This window comes from Limnohabitans sp. 2KL-51 (genome assembly GCF_003063645.1).
Classification (GTDB): Bacteria; Pseudomonadota; Gammaproteobacteria; order Burkholderiales; family Burkholderiaceae_C; genus Limnohabitans_A.
Genome location: NZ_NESJ01000011.1, coordinates 135,900 through 153,897 on the forward strand (window position 1 = coordinate 135,900; position 17,998 = coordinate 153,897).

The 17,998-nt window shown below is 60.3% G+C and carries 17 protein-coding genes; 13 read left to right on the plus strand and 4 right to left on the minus strand.

The genetic code is table 11. The annotated features are described in order from the left end of the window. The first annotated feature begins 41 nt into the window (after positions 1–41). From B9Z49_RS13210 to B9Z49_RS13260, 10 genes are all read left to right on the plus strand, one after another. Positions 42–248 carry a Trm112 family protein gene (locus B9Z49_RS13210; RefSeq protein ID WP_108353913.1) on the plus strand — a complete coding sequence of 69 codons (207 nt, stop codon included), beginning with the start codon at positions 42–44 and terminating at the stop codon, positions 246–248. Between the two features lie 10 nt (positions 249–258). Beyond that, positions 259–1,062 (plus strand): 3-deoxy-manno-octulosonate cytidylyltransferase, encoded by an 804-nt coding sequence (gene kdsB / locus B9Z49_RS13215; protein WP_108353914.1) that lies wholly within the window; start codon positions 259–261, stop codon positions 1,060–1,062. Between the two features lie 106 nt (positions 1,063–1,168). Continuing rightward, a complete protein-coding gene (gene adk, locus B9Z49_RS13220) occupies positions 1,169–1,825 on the plus strand; it encodes an adenylate kinase (RefSeq protein ID WP_108353915.1) in 657 nt (218 codons plus the stop codon). Between the two features lie 318 nt (positions 1,826–2,143). Next, positions 2,144–2,815 carry a transcriptional repressor LexA gene (lexA, locus tag B9Z49_RS13225; protein WP_108353916.1) on the plus strand — a complete coding sequence of 224 codons (672 nt, stop codon included), beginning with the start codon at positions 2,144–2,146 and terminating at the stop codon, positions 2,813–2,815. Positions 2,816–3,402: 587 nt separating this feature from the next. Next, positions 3,403–4,410: a D-2-hydroxyacid dehydrogenase family protein gene (locus B9Z49_RS13235; protein WP_108353918.1), complete on the plus strand. Its 1,008-nt coding sequence runs from the start codon at positions 3,403–3,405 to the stop codon at positions 4,408–4,410. A 131-nt stretch (positions 4,411–4,541) separates the two neighbouring features. After that, the gene (locus B9Z49_RS13240) at positions 4,542–6,062 is read left to right on the plus strand and encodes a 3-hydroxyacyl-CoA dehydrogenase (RefSeq protein WP_108353959.1); all 1,521 of its coding nucleotides are present in this window, start codon (positions 4,542–4,544) and stop codon (positions 6,060–6,062) included. 134 nt (positions 6,063–6,196) lie between these two features. After that, on the plus strand, positions 6,197–6,976 hold the full coding sequence (locus B9Z49_RS13245; protein ID WP_108353919.1) for an oxepin-CoA hydrolase, alternative type: 780 nt from the start codon (positions 6,197–6,199) through the stop codon (positions 6,974–6,976). Between the two features lie 57 nt (positions 6,977–7,033). Continuing rightward, a complete protein-coding gene (locus tag B9Z49_RS13250; protein ID WP_108353920.1) occupies positions 7,034–7,753 on the plus strand; it encodes a Crp/Fnr family transcriptional regulator in 720 nt (239 codons plus the stop codon). Positions 7,754–7,817: 64 nt separating this feature from the next. Beyond that, positions 7,818–8,903 carry a phosphotransferase gene (locus tag B9Z49_RS13255; protein ID WP_108353921.1) on the plus strand — a complete coding sequence of 362 codons (1,086 nt, stop codon included), beginning with the start codon at positions 7,818–7,820 and terminating at the stop codon, positions 8,901–8,903. A 41-nt stretch (positions 8,904–8,944) separates the two neighbouring features. Next, positions 8,945–10,204 carry an acyl-CoA dehydrogenase family protein gene (locus B9Z49_RS13260; protein ID WP_108353922.1) on the plus strand — a complete coding sequence of 420 codons (1,260 nt, stop codon included), beginning with the start codon at positions 8,945–8,947 and terminating at the stop codon, positions 10,202–10,204. Positions 10,205–10,285: 81 nt separating this feature from the next. Here B9Z49_RS13260 and B9Z49_RS13265 read toward each other — a convergent pair whose 3' ends face one another. Next, positions 10,286–11,272: an Hsp33 family molecular chaperone HslO gene (locus tag B9Z49_RS13265; RefSeq protein ID WP_108353923.1), complete on the minus strand. Its 987-nt coding sequence runs from the start codon at positions 11,270–11,272 to the stop codon at positions 10,286–10,288. Between the two features lie 79 nt (positions 11,273–11,351). Beyond that, on the minus strand, positions 11,352–11,876 hold the full coding sequence (locus tag B9Z49_RS13270) for a gamma carbonic anhydrase family protein (RefSeq protein ID WP_108353924.1): 525 nt from the start codon (positions 11,874–11,876) through the stop codon (positions 11,352–11,354). Positions 11,877–11,962: 86 nt separating this feature from the next. Here B9Z49_RS13270 and B9Z49_RS13275 point away from each other — a divergent pair, with 86 nt between their 5' ends. Genes B9Z49_RS13275 through B9Z49_RS13285 form a run of 3 tightly spaced genes read left to right on the plus strand, consistent with a single transcriptional unit; the run spans position 11,963 to position 14,982 of the window. Further along, the gene (locus tag B9Z49_RS13275; RefSeq protein ID WP_108353925.1) at positions 11,963–12,775 is read left to right on the plus strand and encodes a ferritin-like domain-containing protein; all 813 of its coding nucleotides are present in this window, start codon (positions 11,963–11,965) and stop codon (positions 12,773–12,775) included. Then, positions 12,768–13,220 carry a hypothetical protein gene (locus B9Z49_RS13280; RefSeq protein WP_108353926.1) on the plus strand — a complete coding sequence of 151 codons (453 nt, stop codon included), beginning with the start codon at positions 12,768–12,770 and terminating at the stop codon, positions 13,218–13,220. The genes B9Z49_RS13275 and B9Z49_RS13280 overlap by 8 nt, the downstream gene beginning before the upstream one ends. 10 nt (positions 13,221–13,230) lie before the next feature. After that, entirely contained in the window at positions 13,231–14,982 is a 1,752-nt protein-coding gene (locus tag B9Z49_RS13285; RefSeq protein ID WP_108353927.1) for a glycosyltransferase family 4 protein, read from the plus strand. Between the two features lie 37 nt (positions 14,983–15,019). Here the strand turns inward: B9Z49_RS13285 and B9Z49_RS13290 are convergent, their stop codons facing one another. Both B9Z49_RS13290 and B9Z49_RS13295 read right to left on the minus strand, forming a co-directional pair. Then, positions 15,020–16,243: a glycosyltransferase family 4 protein gene (locus B9Z49_RS13290; protein WP_108353928.1), complete on the minus strand. Its 1,224-nt coding sequence runs from the start codon at positions 16,241–16,243 to the stop codon at positions 15,020–15,022. After that, on the minus strand, positions 16,240–17,934 hold the full coding sequence (locus tag B9Z49_RS13295; protein ID WP_108353929.1) for a glycosyltransferase family 4 protein: 1,695 nt from the start codon (positions 17,932–17,934) through the stop codon (positions 16,240–16,242). The genes B9Z49_RS13290 and B9Z49_RS13295 overlap by 4 nt, the downstream gene beginning before the upstream one ends. Positions 17,935–17,998: the final 64 nt, after the last annotated feature.

Below are 17,998 nucleotides of genomic sequence, written 5' to 3' on the forward strand. Positions count from 1 at the left end.
AAGCCGCTGGCCGGCTGGCCTTACCCCGTTATCATTGCCGCATGGACACCAAACTGCTTGAACTGCTGGTCTGCCCGGTCACCAAAGGGCCGCTGGATTTTGACCGAGAGACCCAGGAGCTGCTCTCGCGCAGCGCCCGCCTGGCTTATCCCGTGCGTAAGGGCATTCCCATCCTGCTCGAAAACGAAGCGCGCACCTTGAGTGACGAGGAAATCGAGAAACTGGCTGCTTTGCGTCCCCCGCTCTGAAAGCCTGCCCATGCGTCAGAGCCTTCCCGACAGTAACTTCAGCGTCCTGATTCCCGCCCGCATGGCGTCCAGTCGCCTGCCGAACAAACCCCTGGCCGACATCGCCGGCCTGCCCATGGTGGTGCGGGTAGCCCAGCGCGCCATGCTGTCGAACGCCCGCCAAGTGGTGGTGGCCGCCGATGACGAACGCATCGTGGCTGCCTGCGCGGCCCACGGCGTGCAGGCCCTCTTGACCCGCCAAGACCATATCAGTGGCAGCGACCGCTTGGCCGAAGCTTGCCAGCTGTTGGGCCTGAGCCATGAGGCCGTGGTGGTCAACGTGCAAGGCGACGAGCCGCTGATCGATCCCGCACTGATTGACCAAGTGGCGCAACTGCTCATCGATCGGCCCGAGGCCAGCATGAGCACAGCCGCCCATGCCATCACCCTGCTGGCCGACTTCTGTAATCCGAATGTGGTCAAGGTGGTCACGGACGCCCGCCAGATAGCGCTTTATTTCAGCCGCGCACCCATTCCCTGGTGGCGTGATGGGCAAAGTGCCGCTTCCAACTTGGGCAAGGACCACGAACCCTTCACCCAACTGCCCACCCCGCCACCCCTGCGACATGTGGGCATTTACGCCTATCGCGCCGGTTTTTTAGCCCAGTTCCCCCAGTTGCCTCCCGCCCCTATAGAGCAATTGGAGTCTCTGGAACAGCTGCGCGCCCTGTGGCACGGTCACCGCATTGCCGTTTACACCACCGACCAGGCCCCCGGACCAGGAGTGGACACCCCAGAAGATTTGGAACGCGTTCGGGCAGCGATCGGAGCGTAAGCCTGGTTTGAGCCTCGCGTGATATTCTCACTGCAGTCGTTTGCCACACCATGGGTCCCCTCGAGGCCCGGCAGACCCACTCCATGACAAGCCATAAGGAACTTCCATGAGACTGATTTTGTTGGGCGCACCCGGCGCAGGCAAAGGCACCCAAGCCACTTTCATTTGCCAAAAATACGACATTCCCCAAATTTCGACTGGCGACATGCTGCGTGCCGCCGTCAAGGCCGGCACCCCGCTGGGACTGCAAGCCAAAGCCGTCATGGAATCGGGCGGGCTGGTCAGTGACGACCTGATCATCAACCTCGTCAAGGAACGCATCGCCCAGGCTGATTGTGCCAACGGCTTCCTGTTTGACGGCTTTCCCCGCACTATCCCCCAGGCTGACGCCATGAAGGCTGCTGGGGTCAAACTCGACTACGTGCTCGAAATCGACGTGCCCTTTGACGCCATCATCGAACGCATGAGCGGCCGCCGCTCACACCCCGCGTCGGGTCGTACCTACCACGTCAAGTTCAACCCGCCCAAAGTGGCTGGCGTGGACGATGTGACCGGTGAGCCCCTGGTGCAGCGCTCTGACGACCAGGAAGAAACCGTCAAGAAGCGTCTTCAGGTTTACAGCGACCAGACCCGCCCCCTGGTGGACTACTACTCCAATTGGGCGCTGGCCGATGCCGCTTCCGCCCCCAAGTACCGAGCTATCAGCGGCACGGGCAGCGTGGAAGACATCACCGCGCGCGCATTTGCCGCACTGGCCCAATAAATCCATGGCGCGCAGCCGTCAGGCTGCACCCTCCCGATAAGCCCCTTTTAGGGGCTTTGTTGTTGGCGGACGACACACCACGCCCCCCCAGTGCACCGGCTGGTTCAGCAGCGCTCCGCACAAATGTGCCTTAGCGCCCCTCGCGCCAGCCCCTGCGTGCAAGCCCCTGTTTTCGACCACTGCACCTTCCATCCGGCTGCGCCAGTGAGGGTTAATTTCAAGCTTTTTTTTCATTGTGAGCTTGCACAACCTATAAAACTGTTTAAAAATACAGTCACTGGATGAAAAAACAGCCCGAATCCCCACCAGGAGACCGCCATGACCGACAGCCCCAAACTCACTGCCCGCCAACAAGAAATTCTGGAACTGATCCAGAACACCATCGCCAACACCGGCGCGCCGCCTACACGCGCCGAAATCGCCAACGTGCTGGGTTTCAAATCACCCAACGCCGCAGAAGAGCACCTGAAGGCCCTTGCTCGCAAGGGCGCGATCGAGTTGGTCAGTGGCACCTCGCGCGGCATACGCCTCAAAGGCGGCTCGCGCAGCAGCTTGCGCGCACCGTCTGATCTGTTCAGCCTGAGCCTACCCGGGCTGGGTCAGCTGTGCCTGCCTTTGGTGGGGCGTGTGGCTGCGGGCTCACCCATTCTGGCGCAAGAACATGTCGACCGCACCTACCAACTCGAAAGCAGCCTGTTTGCCCAGCAACCCGACTACCTGCTGCGGGTGCGTGGCATGTCGATGCGGGATGCGGGCATCATGGACGGCGACTTGTTGGCCGTCAAATCCACCAAGGAAGTACGCAATGGCCAGATCGTGGTGGCCCGCCTGGGTGACGAGGTCACGGTCAAACGCCTGAACAAAACGGCCACGGGCATCGAACTGTTGCCCGAAAACCCCGACTACCCGATCATCGTGGTGCACCCCGGCGAGCCTTTTGACATTGAAGGCCTGGCCGTGGGCCTGATCCGCAACAGCTTCGTCATGTGACATTTTTCGGTCGCGGCCTCAGGTGGCGGGCGCTGTTCATCAGCCCTGAAGCCGACGACTTTCTCCATCAATCCTGCCTGTGTCCAACCTCCATGCTTTTGAAAGGTTTCACATGGGAATCGCTCTGCTTGCCCTTTCAGGTCTGTTCAAGAACCTGACCTCCTTCTCCACCGGCACCCCAGTGCAGGTTTTACCAAAAAGACAGCCTGTACGCCCGCATCCTGAATGGGCTGTTCGGTCCTTACCTTGTGCCTTACCATCCCAAGGCAAGACGCCCGCGAACAAACGTCAACCCAGTCTGCGCGTCCTGCGTGTCCATGAGTGTGGTCAAAACTCCCTTGGTGCCGGCCGCATGGTGATCTCTGGACGCATGGCCGACGTCTGCGCCGAGCTCGATCGACTGGTGGCCTTGGAAGCGCGACACCGCCCCTCCTGAGGCTGACATCTGGCTTGTGCACACAAACACCCCCTTTATTCAGGTTGGGGGTGCTGTGGCACAAAGCGATTGGCCTGCGCACGCGTTAACGCATGACCGATATGTGCCCAGCTGACGAAAGTCCGGCATTTGACAAGGCACAATGTCGAGCATGAACATTGTGATCCTTGACGACTACCAAGATGTCGTCCGCAAACTCGACTGCGCAGCCAAACTCGAGAACTACCCAGCCAAGGTGTACACGAACACGGTCAAAGGCATTGGTCAGCTGTCGGTTCGGCTCAAAGACGCCGACGTGATTGTCTTGATCCGCGAACGCACAGGTCTCAACCGCGCCCTGATCGAGAAGTTGCCCCGCCTCAAAATGATCGCCCAAACCGGCCGCGTGGGCAGCCACATCGACTTGGCAGCCTGCACCGAGCGCGGCGTGGCCGTGGCCGAGGGTGTGGGCTCGCCTACGGCCCCAGCTGAACTCACCTGGGCCCTGGTCATGGCGGCCACCCGAAGGTTGCCTCAATACATCAGCAGCCTCAAGCACGGTGCATGGCAGCAATCGGGGCTCAAATCCAGCTCGATGCCGGTCAACTTTGGTCTGGGCACCGTGCTCAAAGGCAAAACCCTGGGCATCTGGGGCTACGGAAAAATAGGCCAACTGGTAGCCGGGTACGGCAAAGCTTTCGGCATGCATGTGCAGATCTGGGGCAGCGACGAATCACGCGTGCGCGCGGTCAAGGACGGGCATGCCGCAGCCACCAGTCGAGAAGCTTTTTTTCAAACCGCGGATGTGCTGAGCTTGCACTTGAGGTTGAATGAAACCACCACCGGCATCGTCACCAGCGATGACTTGGGATTCATGAAACCCACGGCCTTGCTGGTCAACACCTCGCGTTCCGAACTGATCGAAACCAATGCCCTGATTGGCGCTCTCAACCGGGGTCGGCCCGGTATGGCGGCAGTCGACGTCTTTGAATCCGAGCCGATTTTGCAAGGCTCGGCCTTGCTGCGGCTTGAAAACTGCATCTGCACTCCCCACATTGGCTATGTCGAAAAAGACAGTTATGAACTGTATTTCAGCTCTGCTTTCAACAACGTCATCAACTTCATCAAAGGCACGCCGACCAACATCGTCAATCCGGGCGCATTGCAGGTTCGACGCTGAACAGCCTGGCCAAAGTCGCAATAACTGAGGACATAATCGTCGGTTACCGTCTGACCCACACGTCCATTCGCGCAGCAATTCAACACGTTTTTTGACCAGGCCTTGTGCGCCCTTGCATTCATACTTTCAACATGACTCTCGCATTTTCCAAAGTTGCCATCATCGGCGCCGGCGCCATGGGCCGGGGCATTGCCCAAATCGCCGCGCAAGCTGGCAGCCAAGTCTGGCTGTTCGACACGCAAGCCGAAGCCACTCAAAAAGCCCGAGATGCGGTGTTCCAGCAATGGGACAAATTGCAAGAAAAAGGCCGCTTGAGCGCCGAAGCCGTGGCAGGCCACAAAAGCCGCCTGCTGGGCGCTGTCAGCCTGCAAGACCTGGCCGAGTGCGAGTTGGTGGTCGAAGCCATCGTCGAAAGGCTCGACATCAAGAAAAGCCTGTTCACCGATCTGGAAAAAGTGCTGGCACCCAGCGCCGTGTTAGTGACCAACACTTCCTCGCTGTCCGTGACTGCAATTGCTGCCGCCTTGCAGCGGCCAGCCCAGTTTGCCGGTTACCACTTCTTCAACCCCGTGCCCTTGATGAAGGTGGTCGAGGTGATTGCAGGCCTCAAAACCGACCCTGCGGTGTGCCAACGCCTGACCGACTTTGCACGCCAAATGGGTCACACACCCGTTCAAGCACAAGACACACCGGGTTTCATCGTCAACCACGCGGGTCGCGGTTATGGCACCGAAGCGCTGCGCATTGTGAGCGAAGGCATTGCCGATTTCGCCACCATCGACCGCATCCTGCGCGATCAGGTGGGCTTCAAACTCGGCCCGTTTGAGCTGTTTGACCTGACAGCCCTGGACGTATCGCACCATGTCATCGAAGCGATCTACCACCAGTACTACGAAGAGCCACGCTACCGCCCCAACGTCATCACCGCCCAGCGCTTGGCTGGGGGCGTGGTCGGCAAAAAAGTGGGCGAAGGCTTTTACAAATACGTGGATGGCGCAGCCCAAGTACCCGCCGAGCCACCCGTGCCCGTGGTGGAGAACATCCCGCCCGTGTGGGTCTCGCCCCGCGCCGCCCGCCGCATGGAACTTCTGCAGCTGCTCAAAGACCTGGGTGCCCAAATCGAAACCGGCGCATCGCCCTCGCCCGATGCGCTGACGATCGCTGCTCCGCTGGGCTTCGACATCACCACCGTCGCGGTGGTCGAGCGCCTGGACCCGGCCCGCACCGTGGGCATCGACATGCTGTTTGAGGACGCTTCCACCAAGCGCCGGGTGCTGGCCACCAACCCGGCCACGCGCATCGACATGCGCAATGCGGCCCATGCCTTGTTTGCCAGAGACGGCAAAGCCGTCTCGGTCATCCGAGACAGTGGCGGTTTTGTCACGCAACGCGTGGTGGCGTCCATTGTCAACATCGCATCCGACATGTGCCAACAACGCATCTGCAGCCCGCAAGATCTGGAAACCGCCGTCACCCTAGGCCTGGCCTACCCCATGGGCCCCTTGGCCATGGGCAACCGCTTGGGACCCGACAGCATCCTGGAAGTGCTGTTCAACCTGCAAACGGTTTATGGCGACCCCCGTTATCGCCCCAGCCCCTGGTTGCGCCGCCGCGGTGCGATTGGCCTGTCGCTCATGCACACGGAAGAATAATGACTTTGCGGGACAGATTTTTAGCTCTGCCCCGATCTGAATGACTTTGTGGGACAGATCTTTAGCTCTGCCCCGATCTGAATGACTTTGTGGGACAGATCTTTAGCTCTGTCCCCAACTAATTAAGAAGCAAAATGACCGCACAACTGCTCAGCACCAGCGAAGGCCGGACCCTGGTCCTGACCCTCAGCAACCCGGAGTTTCGCAACGCCCTTGGCCCCGAGCTGTACGCCGCAGGCGTGGAAGCCCTGAGCGTGGCCGAATCGAACCCCGATGTGCGCAGCGTGGTGATCACCGGGGCCAACGGCATCTTCAGCGCAGGCGGTAATTTGCAGCGCTTGCAAAACAACCGCCAATTGCCGCCGGAACACCAGGCGCAAAGCATCGAAGGCCTGCACAACTGGATCGAAGCCATAAGCACCTTCCCCAAGCCCGTGATCGCCGCCGTCGAAGGCCCAGCAGCTGGTGCTGGTTTTTCACTGGCGCTGGCCTGCGACATGATCGTCGCAGCCCGCAACAGCGTGTTCGTGATGGCCTACAGCTCCATTGCTTTGTCACCCGATGGTGGCGGCAGTTGGGGCCTGTCGCGCGCAGTGCCGCGCCAGCTGGCCACCGAACTCCTGATGTGCGGCGAGCGCATCGGTGCCGAGCGCCTGCAGCAGCTGGGCGTGGTGAATCGACTCGCGGATGCAGGGCAAGCCTTGCAGCAAGCTTTGGATCTGTGCCAACAACTCAACGCCCGCGCTCCCAATGCCTTGACCAGCATCAAGGATTTACTGGCCGACGCCGATGGCAGCAGCTTGAACGCGCAACTGGCGCGTGAGCGCAACCACTTTGTCAAAAACCTGCACCACCCCAACGCCGGTATTGGCATTGGTGCGTTTTTGAACAAGCAAAAACCCGAATACGAGTAAAGCGGCTGGTCCCCCAGGCGACAAAAACCCGATCATCAGTCACTCAAAGGACAGAGCATGGACGAACCCATTCTGACAATGGAGGAAAGAGAGGCGATCAATGGTGGTCGCTGGTTCTCAAGCCTTTCACCTTCACTTCGTCACGACATACTTCGATGCGCTTACGTCAAACGCCACAAGGACGGCGACATGCTCGCGGCACGGGGGGATCCACCCGAGCAGTGGATCGCCTGTGCCAAGGGGGCAGTGCGCGTGAGCTCCACCTCGGTGTCGGGCAAGCAAATCACTTTGACCTATGTGGAGCCGGGCATCTGGTTTGGCGATGTCTCGATCTTCGACGGAGACAGGCGTACGCACGACTGCTACGCACACGGCGACACGACCACGCTCAACGTGGCCAAGGCCGACTTCAAGAAAATCCTGACGCAGCACGTCGAGTTTTACGACGCCATGTTGCGCCTGCATGCGCGGCGCATTCGCCAGCTCTACGGCTTGGTGGAAGACCTCAACACCCTCCCCTTGCGTGCACGTTTGGCCAAACAGCTCAACCATTTGTTGCGCAGTTATGGTGTGCCGAGCTTGTCGGACGCCAAGGCAATCCGCATCAGCTTGCAACTGGCCCAGGAAGAGCTCGCGCAATTGCTGGGGGCTTCACGCCAACGCGTGAACCAAGAACTCAAGCAAATGGAGCGCGAGCAAATCATCCGCATCGAGCCGGGCGGCCTGGTGGTGTTGGACCGCGACGCGCTGCTGCTCATCGTCAACGCGGACCACTGACACGACACATTTCCACCCTATCGCCGCTGACTGCGGCGACCACTGATTTTCAACGGGTCAACCCATGAGTGCATTTGATCATTTCGTGGGGACCCGGCCTGTCACGGGCACCCACGCCTTCGACATCCCAGCCCTAGAAGCCTGGCTCAGCGCCAGACTCCACGGCTTTGCAGGCCCTTTGAGCGTGGAAATGTTCAAAGGCGGCCAGTCCAACCCCACCTACAAACTCATCACGCCCACACGACAATACGTGATGCGTGCCAAGCCCGGCCCGGTGGCCAAGCTGCTGCCTTCGGCTCACGCCATCGAGCGCGAGTTTGCGGTCATGAAAGGCCTACACGGCACCGACGTACCCGTGGCCCAGATGCATGTGCTGTGCGACGACGAAGCGGTGATTGGTCGCGCGTTTTACGTCATGGAGTTCGTGCAAGGCCGCGTGTTGTGGGACCAATCATTGCCCGGCATGACGACTGCTGAGCGGGGCGCCATTTACGACGAAATGAACCGTGTGCTGGCCGCGCTGCACAAGGTCGATGTGGCCCAGCAAGGCCTGTCCAGCTACGGTAAACCGGGCAACTACATCGAGCGCCAAATTGGCCGCTGGAGCAAGCAATACGCCGCCTCCGTCACCCAGCCCATTCCCGAGATGGACCAGCTGATCGAATGGCTGCCCAAAAACATCCCGGACAGCGCCAAAGACGCGTCCATGGTTGGCGTTGTGCATGGTGACTACCGCCTGGACAACCTGATGTTCCACCCCACCGAAGCGCGCGTGCTGGCCGTGCTCGACTGGGAACTGTCCACGCTGGGCCACCCGCTGGCCGACTTCAGCTACCACTGCATGGCTTGGCACATCAACCCCGGCACCTTCCGTGGCATTGGCGGTCTGGACTTTGCGGCCTTGGGCATTCCGTCCGAGCAAGAATACATTCGCCGCTACTGCGAGCGAACCGGCTTCACCACACCAGAGGTTTTAGCCAAAGACTGGAACTTTTATCTGGCCTACAACATGTTCCGAATTGCCGCGATTTTGCAAGGCATTGCCAAACGCGTCGAAGACGGCACTGCGTCCAGCGAGCAAGCCAAAACCTCCGGTGCCGGTGCGCGCCCGATGGCCGAGTTGGCCTGGCAGTTCGCCTGCAAAGCCTAACCCCCCTTTTTTTACGACCCATCACTTCAAGGAGATAGACCATGGATTTTGAATACACCCCCAAGGTCAAAGACATGCAGGCCCGTTTGTTGGCCTTCATGGACGAGCACATTTACCCCAACGAAGCGAGGTTCTTTGAAGAGATTGCCGAAAACCGCGCCAAGGGCAACGCCTGGGTGCCCACCAAAATTGTCGAGGAACTCAAGCCCAAGGCGCTGGCCGCCGGTTTGTGGAACTTGTTCCTGCCCAAATCCACACGCGCACCACAAGGGCTGTCGAATTTGGAATACGCCCCCCTGTGCGAGATCATGGGCCGCGTCCCCTTTGCCGCCGAAATTTTCAACTGCTCGGCACCCGACACCGGCAACATGGAAACGCTGGAACGCTATGCCAGTGAAAGCCTCAAAGACGAATGGCTGGAGCCTTTGCTGCGCGGTGAAATCCGCTCGGCTTTCTTGATGACCGAGCCCGATGTGGCCTCGTCCGACGCGACCAACATCGAATGCGAGATTCGCCGCGATGGCAACGATTACGTGATCAACGGCCGCAAGTGGTGGTCGTCTGGCGCGGGTGACCCGCGTTGTACGGTCTACATTGTCATGGGCAAAACCAATCCCGACGCAGGCCGCCACGAGCAGCAGTCCATGATTGTGGTGCCCGCCAACTCACCCGGCATCACCGTAGTGCGGGCCTTGTCGGTGTTTGGCTACGACGACGCGCCGCATGGCCACATGGAAGTGTTGCTCAAAAACGTGCGTGTCCCAGCCGAGAACATTTTGCTTGGCGAAGGCCGTGGCTTTGAAATCGCCCAAGGCCGCTTAGGCCCTGGCCGCATCCACCACTGCATGCGCACCATCGGTATCGCCGAACGAGCCCTGGAGCTGATGTGCAAACGCCTGAACGAGCGTGTGGCTTTTGGCCGTGAAGTGGCTCGCCAGACCGTGTGGCAAGAACGCATTGCCGAATCGCGCTGCATGATCGAACAAGCCCGCCTGCTCACACTCAAGGCCGCACACATGATGGACACTGTGGGCAACAAGGTGGCCAAGGCCGAGATCGCCATGATCAAGATCGTGGCCCCGAACATGGCCTGCCAGATCATCGACTGGGCCATTCAGGCGCACGGTGGTGGCGGTGTGTCGCAAGACTTCCCGCTGGCCTATGCCTACGCCCACCAGCGCACCTTGCGACTGGCAGATGGTCCGGACGAAGTACATCGCAACTCACTGGCCAAACTGGAGCTGGCCAAACAACTGGCATTGCCCGGTGATTTGGGGATGCCCATCACCCGGGGCAGCTGATCGCCCTGTGTGCAGCGTCCGGCAGCGGCTTCAAGACCGCTGCTAGATGCAAAGGCCCACTTTGATTGACCTGGCCTGAGTTCAGTGGACCGAGCCCGGGGGTAAACCATTCGGCAATCCGGTGAACAAGCCCGCCGCATCCACCGGGTCAAATCGGTATTGCGCGCCGCAAAAGTCGCAACCCACTTCGACCTGGCCCTGCTCGGCGATGATGCCTTCCACCTCTTCGGAGCCCAGGCTGCGGATCATGTTGCCCACACGCTCGCGGTTGCAGCGGCATGCAAAGCGCGGTCCAGTCTCGCCGATGAAGGGCTCAAAACGCGCCAGCGGCTCCTCCCAATACAAGCGGTGCAAAATTGTTTCTGCATCCAAACCCAGCAGCTCTTCGCGCTTGATGCTTTTGGTCAAGATCGAAATGCGGCTGAAGTCCTCGCTTTGGCCCAGCACCGATTCACGCATCAACGAATCCACCTGCCCAGCCAAATTGCCCTCGCCCTCGGTGGGCAATCGCTGAATCAGCAGGCCTGCAGCGACTTTGTCATCGGCCGCCAGCACCAGCACCGTGTCCAGCTGCTCGGACTGCAGCATGTAGTGCTCCAGCACTTCGCTGATGTTCTCCAGCTTTTCACCCCGGTCGCCAAACAGCGGCACCACGCCTTGGTAAGGCTGCTGGCCCGGCAAGCGGTCTTGCGGGTCGAGGGTGATCGCGCAACGGCCTTCGTTGTTCACGTTGACCATCTGGCTCAGGGTGGCGTTGTCGGCCACCTCGCCCACTTGGGTGCAGGTGGCGCGCAGGCTCAAATCCGGTTGCACCTCGACCACGCCCAGCTTGACCGGTCCGTCCCCAAAAATCTGCAACACCAAAGCGCCATTGAACTTGATGTTGCCCTGCATCAACACGCCCGCTGCAGCCATCTCGCCCAGCAACTGGCGCACGGGCGCGGGGTAGGCACCGGTTTCGGAGTTGGCAGCGCGCCGCGCCAGAATATCTTGCCAGGCGTCGGTCAGGCGCACCAGCATGCCGCGCACCGGCAGGCCTTCGAAAATGAATTTATGAAGTTCGGACAAAGTTCAGTTGACAGCCCCGTAGGGCCGATCCTCAAAAGTTAAAAAGCGTTTGGACTGGTAAAAAAAATCATCCAAAATGTCAGCTGATTTTTTTCAGACCTGCCTTGAAGCGGCGGGCGTTTTCCACGTAATGGCGAGCACTTTGGCGCAAGCCTTCGATCTGCTCGGGGCTGAGTTCCCGCACCACCTTGGCGGGGGTGCCCATGATCATGGAGCCATCGGGGAACTCTTTGCCCTCGGTCACCAGCGAGCCCGCCCCCACCAGGCAGTTCTTGCCAATTTTGGCACCGTTGAGCACCACCGCGCCAATGCCGATCAACGACTCATCACCAATCGTGCAGCCGTGCAACATGACCATGTGGCCCACTGTGACGTGCTTGCCGATCTTGATCGGCTTGCCATGGTCGGCATGCAACACACTGCCGTCCTGGATATTGCTGCCCTCACCGATCTCAATGGTTTCGGTGTCGCCGCGCACCGTCACGCCGAACCAGATGCTGGCATCGGCGGCAATTTTGACCGCGCCCATCACCTGTGCGTTGTCGGCCACCCAGGCGCTGTCGGCCACATTGGGGCTTTGATCATCCAGTTGGTAAAGTGCCATGAGTCTCTCCTGTCGGTGTTGGGGTTTTGAAAACCTACAATTGTAGGGATGCCCACCACTGGCCGTGGGCGCAGTCACCCATCACCATGCACACCCTGCGCATTGCCGCCCTGCTCCCTTGGGCGCAAACCGACCCGAACCTGAAGGCCCAGGCCACTTTGGCACTGGACCTGAGCCTGCCCGTGGGCGCACACGACAGCCTAAGCGCCCCCACTGCTGGCCCCGGCCGCGCCGCCCGCCCGCTGCTGGTGCCGCACACCCAGCTCAAAGCCAAATCCATGACCACGCCCGAAGGCCGTGCCATGCTGGTGCACTCGATCGCCCACATCGAGCTCAACGCCATCGATTTGGCCTTGGATGTGGTCTGGCGCTTTGCGGGCATGCCCGAGGCTTTTTACACCGACTGGGTGCGCATTGCCCAAGAAGAAGCCAAGCACTTCAGCTTGCTGCGCCAGCACTTGCTGGACTTGGGTTTTGACTACGGCGACTTTCCGGCCCACAACACCTTGTGGGACATGGCCGAACGCACCCAGGGAGATATCCTGGCCCGCATCGGCATCGTGCCGCGCACCATGGAGGCGCGCGGTCTGGACGCCTCACCGGGCGTGAAAAACAAACTGGTCAGCGTGGGCGACCATCGCGCCGGTGAGATCCTCGACATCATTCTGGAAGAAGAAATCGGCCATGTCGCCGCGGGCAACCGCTGGTACCGCTACCTGTGCAAAGAGCGCGGCTTGGACCCCGTGCACACCTATTCCGAGTTGATCGCGCAATACGACGCGCCCAAGCTGCGTCCGCCCTTCAACATGCCAGCACGGCGATTGGCAGGTTTTGAAGAGGTGGAATTGGCATGCTTGGGCAACGACCTGTTGAAAAATAATCAACGCCAACATGTCTGACAACACCCACATCGCACTGGCTTTGCACGACCGCCACGGCACTTACTGGCCGTATGTGGCGGTGACGGTGACATCGGTGTGCCAGCACACCAGCGTGCCGATGGTGGTGCACCTGCTGCACGATGAGACCCTGAATCACGAAGCCAAACATGTCCTGGGGCAAATCGTGTTGCGCTTCGGGCATCGTCTGGCGCTGCATGCCGTATCAATCACCCAATTCCTGAGCGGACTGGACTTCCGGCATTTGAGCGTAGCCAAGTTCTGCATTACTCAGGAAAGGTCAAACCCCTTTCGGGAAAATTCAGTCCCGCTGACGTTTGCTTTTGGGGCTACACCCAACACATTCCTGACATCAGCCGCTTTGTGGGTCGACCCATGTCTTTTCTGCAAAGAATCCACACCGGCCAAAGCCACGCGCACATCATCCCCAGCGAAGAACGCCTAAGCCCAAGCCCATGAACACATCCACCGCGCTCAACTGCGTCATTCGCGTCCCGGCCAAAGACAGCTACAGCACATCGGGCCCCACACTCATGGGCCGGCAGTCGGCCAACGAGGGCTTTCTGACCTCTTGGTTTAGGCACAGTGGACACGCCGAGTTCTGGTGCATGGCCCGGTTTCGCGACGAGGCGCAGGTATTTGCCCGAATTGGCGAGCAAGTTCATCAGGGGCGCCAGGCCAAACCGGTGTACCGATGGATTGCTCAGCAGCAGATCCACCGCATACGCAGCGTTGGGACACTTTATGCACCGGGCCCTCAAGTGGCCGACCTGGCCTGGATGCGCCGACGTGATGCGCTAGCGAGCGCCACCGATTTCAGCATCGTGGGCATGACCCACACCAGCTGCGAACTGTCCATTCAAGATGGCCTGGCCAACATGCTCACCGCCCCGGTTTACCCCTGGGATGCACAAATCTGCCCCAGCGTCTCTGTGCAAACCATGGTGCAGCGTCTGCTGGATGACGAAGCCGCCTGGTTGCGCGAACACCTGGGCGCTACCCGCGTGCAAAGCCCCCCACTGCCCGTGCTGCCGCTGGGAGTTGACTGCGCTGCATTGGATCTGCCTGCGGCTGACAAGGCCCAACACCGAGCACGTTGGCGTCAGCAATGGGCGCTGAGCGACCGGGATGTTTGCGTGCTGTACATGGGCCGTCTTGACCTGCGCACCAAAGCCAATTTGTTGCCCATGCTGGACGCCTTGCAATTGGCCGCGCAGCAACTGCAGGCTGAAAACGGCCCCCGACTGCACTTGGTGCTGGCGGGCTGGTTTGCCAGCGAATGGGACGAAAACCAACTGCGCGCCGCCGTCGCCCAAGTCTGCCCGGATGTGCGTGTGGTGTTTGAAGACGGCCGAACACCCGAAGCCAGACAAGGCGTGTGGCACGCCGCTGACCTGTTCACCAGCTTGGTCGACAACATCCAGGAAACCTTTGGCCTGACCCCTATTGAAGCCATGGCCGCTGGTTTGCCCGTGGTGGTGAGTGACTATGACGGCTACCGGGAATCGGTGCGCGATGGCGTTGACGGCATGCGCATCCGCACCTGGCAGCCGGCCGCTGGTGAAGGCATCGATCTGATGGATGGACACGCCGATTTGGCGATCGACTACCGCGACTACGTCAGCCGGGCCAGCGCGTTCATTGGCCTGGACATCGCGCAGGCCGCCATGGCCTATGCCCAACTCGCCCGTGATCCGGCTTTGCGCCAGCGCATGGGCCAAGCCGGCCAGCAACACGCCCGGCGAGATTACGATTGGGTACAACTCATTCAGCGTTACACAGCGCTTTTTACGGAACTGGCCCGCGTACGCCAGCAAGCGCAGAAGGTGAGCCATTGGCATCACCATGGTCAACACCACAACTCACAGTGGGGCCATCGCCACCCGCGCCGCAGCGATCCCTTTCATTCGTTCTCGCACTACCCGACCCACACCCTGTCAGGCACACTGACCTTGCTGCCCGGTCCCTTGCTGCCCACCGATCCCAAGGCCCGCGAGAAAGCCCTCGCGCAGCTGCTGGAGCGGCCTGTCTATGCCGGGATCAAAAAAGAACTGGACAAAGCGCAGCTGCAACAATTGCTCCACCAAGTGGCCCAAGCGCCCCAGGGTCTGGCATGGTCCAGCTGGAGCACCTCCGACAAAGAAACCCCACCAGTGCTTCGGCATCTCGGTTGGCTCATCAAAACGGGTTTGGTGCGTGTGGCATAAGCCACAAAGTGTCCGATTTCTCAAGAATGCTCAGGAATCACAAAGCCTCTTGGCGACCTTCAATCAATGCCAGATAGGCGGGCAAGGCGCGAGTTTTGAAGTCGTAACGGTCCACCACCGTTTGGCGTGCAGCCTCGCGCAAGTGGGCGAAGCGCTGAGGCTCAGCCAGCACATCGCACACCATCCGGCCCAATTGCTGCGAATCAAAAAAATCCACCAGCAGCCCGTTCTTACCATGCTCAATGACCTCGCGCACCGGCGCTGTGTCGGAACCAATCACCAAAGCGCCCAAACTCATTGCTTCCAGCATGGACCAACTCAACACGAACGGCACCGTCAAGTAAACGTGCGCAGCCGACACACGCAACAGCGACAGCAACACTTTGTAGGGCACGCGGTTGACAAAATGCACCCGGGATAAATCCAGCTGATCGCGCAACTCGTTGAGGTAAATGTTTTTGTAACTCTCACCGCTGCTGTGCTGGCTGCCATAACTCACGCCATCGCCACCCACAATCACCACGCGCGCATTCGGTCGCTCGGCCAAAATGCGCGGCAAAGCGCGCATGAACTGGTGGTAACCACGCATCGGCTCCAGGTTGCGGTTGACGAAGGTCACCACTTCGTCGCCCGCCTTCAGCCTCAGCCCATCCCGTGAAAGGCTAATCCAAGCGCTGGTATCGGGTACCAGTTGATCGGTTTCGATGCCATCGTGGATCACGCGCAAGCGCTCACGCAAAGCGGGCACAAAACAGCTGGCTTGCCATTGGGTGGGCGTAACACCCACATCGCAACTGAGCAGACTCGATGCCAAGTGCATGTTGCGCGTTTGCAGCCGCTCGGCCAATCGTGGAGGGGCCGGAAACTCGGGGTCAAAGCCCACATCACCGCCTTCGGCCTGGTAATACAGCTCGCACAACCCGAGCAAACGCGCCCCGGGTGCAGCTTGCCGCAGATACAGCATTTCACCCCAACCGGTGTGCCCCAGCACCACATCAGGCACCCAGCCTGAAGTCTGCATGCTGCGCACGACACTCGCCACAGCTTCGCCGCGCAGCACGGCGGTCTCGGTATTGCCGAGCCAGGGGTGCGTGTCTTTGCCGTTGCTGCGCGCAGGTTTGTACGGCGTGTTGGCCACCCCGGCCAAAACCGTTTCCTGGCGCATGGAGATGGCACGCACGTCGTGACCCAGCGCGATCAGCTCGGGCACCAAGCCCCGAAACTGGCCTGGAAAATTTTGGTGGACGAGCAAAATTTTCAAGTCATCGCTCCCAACGTTGGGCTGGGCTGTGCATCGGTGTGCACCCCACCCACCTTGGCGAGCCACGTCGCATTGCGCAGCGCCAGCGGCAAAATCCAGCCCTGCGATCGCGCCCAGGCCTGCAGTTCGGGCGCCTCGGTCATGCCCTCGGGCAAGGCACGCCAGGCTTGCGTCAAAGCTTCCACATTTGACAGCCTGTTGCCAGCAAACTGCCACATAGCCAAATCGCGCATGCGGCCCAAAGCGTTCTCGTCCACTTCGGCTGCGCGCCAAAGTCGGTGGTGGCCCTGCAGCAGGGCACTGGGGTAATGGTCAAAAAGCTGCAAATGGTTCATGAAGGCAGGGTCGCGCTGCGGCTTTGCTGCAGCAGCATCGGCCGCCAAATGGGCCAGGCGTTCGGTCTGCTCAGCCCACAAGCTTTGGTATTGGCGCATCACGACAGCCCAGTCATAAACCTGCACAGCACGCTCTCGGCCTGCCGCGCCCATGCGCTGGCGCAAAGCGTCGTCTTGCACCAAGCGTGCCAATGCCTGAGCGCAGGCCTGCACATCCACGGACACCTGCAAATGCGCATGGGCAATGTAATGGTCGTAGTTGAGTCGGCCGTCTTCATAGGCCTCGCTGCTGGCCTGGGCTGCAGCCGGCACCCCGATTTGCAGGGTGGGAATCAGGAAGCCATCCACCCCGTCGCGCAGCGTTTCGCGGTAACCGTCCCAATCCGACGCAATAACTGGCAGGCCACTGGCCATGGCTTCGAGCGGTGTCAGACCAAAAGTCTCCTGGATGTTGTCGGACAAGGACATGAATACATCTGAGCTGGCATAGGCCAGACGCGTCACGCCGGCTTCTCGGCCATCCATGCGCGTCACCTGAACCCCTGCCAATTGGGCCGCTTCATCAAAACTCTGGCATGTGGCGTCATTGGAAAACCAGCCGCACTCCAACACACGCAAGCGTCGGCCAGTCAGGGCCGCTGCTCGCACCACCGCCAAATACATGGGCAAAGGATTGGCCTTGGCATGCAGGCTCAGCCGACCCACAAACAACACGGCCACTTCGTCGGGCTGCAGGCCCCAACGCGCCCGCCCCTGCGCACGCGTGGCCTCTTCGGGTGTGAAATCTTGTGTAGGAATGCCCAAGGGAATCACGGGCGTCATGGGGCCCTCAGGCTTGACCTCAACGCCCAATCGTCGTCCCAGCCACTCTGCTTGCGCCTGCCACACCTGGTGCACCGCCTTGTGCACGCTCTGCGAGGTGCAGATCAACGCGTCAGCGACTGTGAACGGCCCTTGCACGTAGTCGGCGATTTGCGCCAGCACGCCAGACGAACTGATGGTGTGTGTCACCCCGCTGAAGGCCAGGCCCGCTGGCCCTTGGCGGTGGCGCTGCCACCCCATCCGTGTATTGAAAGGTGCCGGGTAATGCATGACCCCTTGGGGCCAAGTGGAGGGCTCTTGCACCCGCCGATGTTCAATGCCCCGCACCCACCCCGTGTCACGCGCCTCGATTTCGAGCACAGCTTGTTGCGAGCCACCACCATGCACCAGCACCAAACTGCGGTCGTCATCACGGTAAGCGGCAGCCAAGCCACGCATGAACCCCCTGCCCGCTGACTGTCGCCCCATCAATTTGGCGGTTTGTGTTTGCACGGCATCGGGCGACAAAAAGACAGAGGGAAGTACTGGTTTCATGTTTTTTCCTAGTGAGAATTATCCATGAGGCCTTGCAAGGTCTTGAACAACTTTTTGTGCTCTT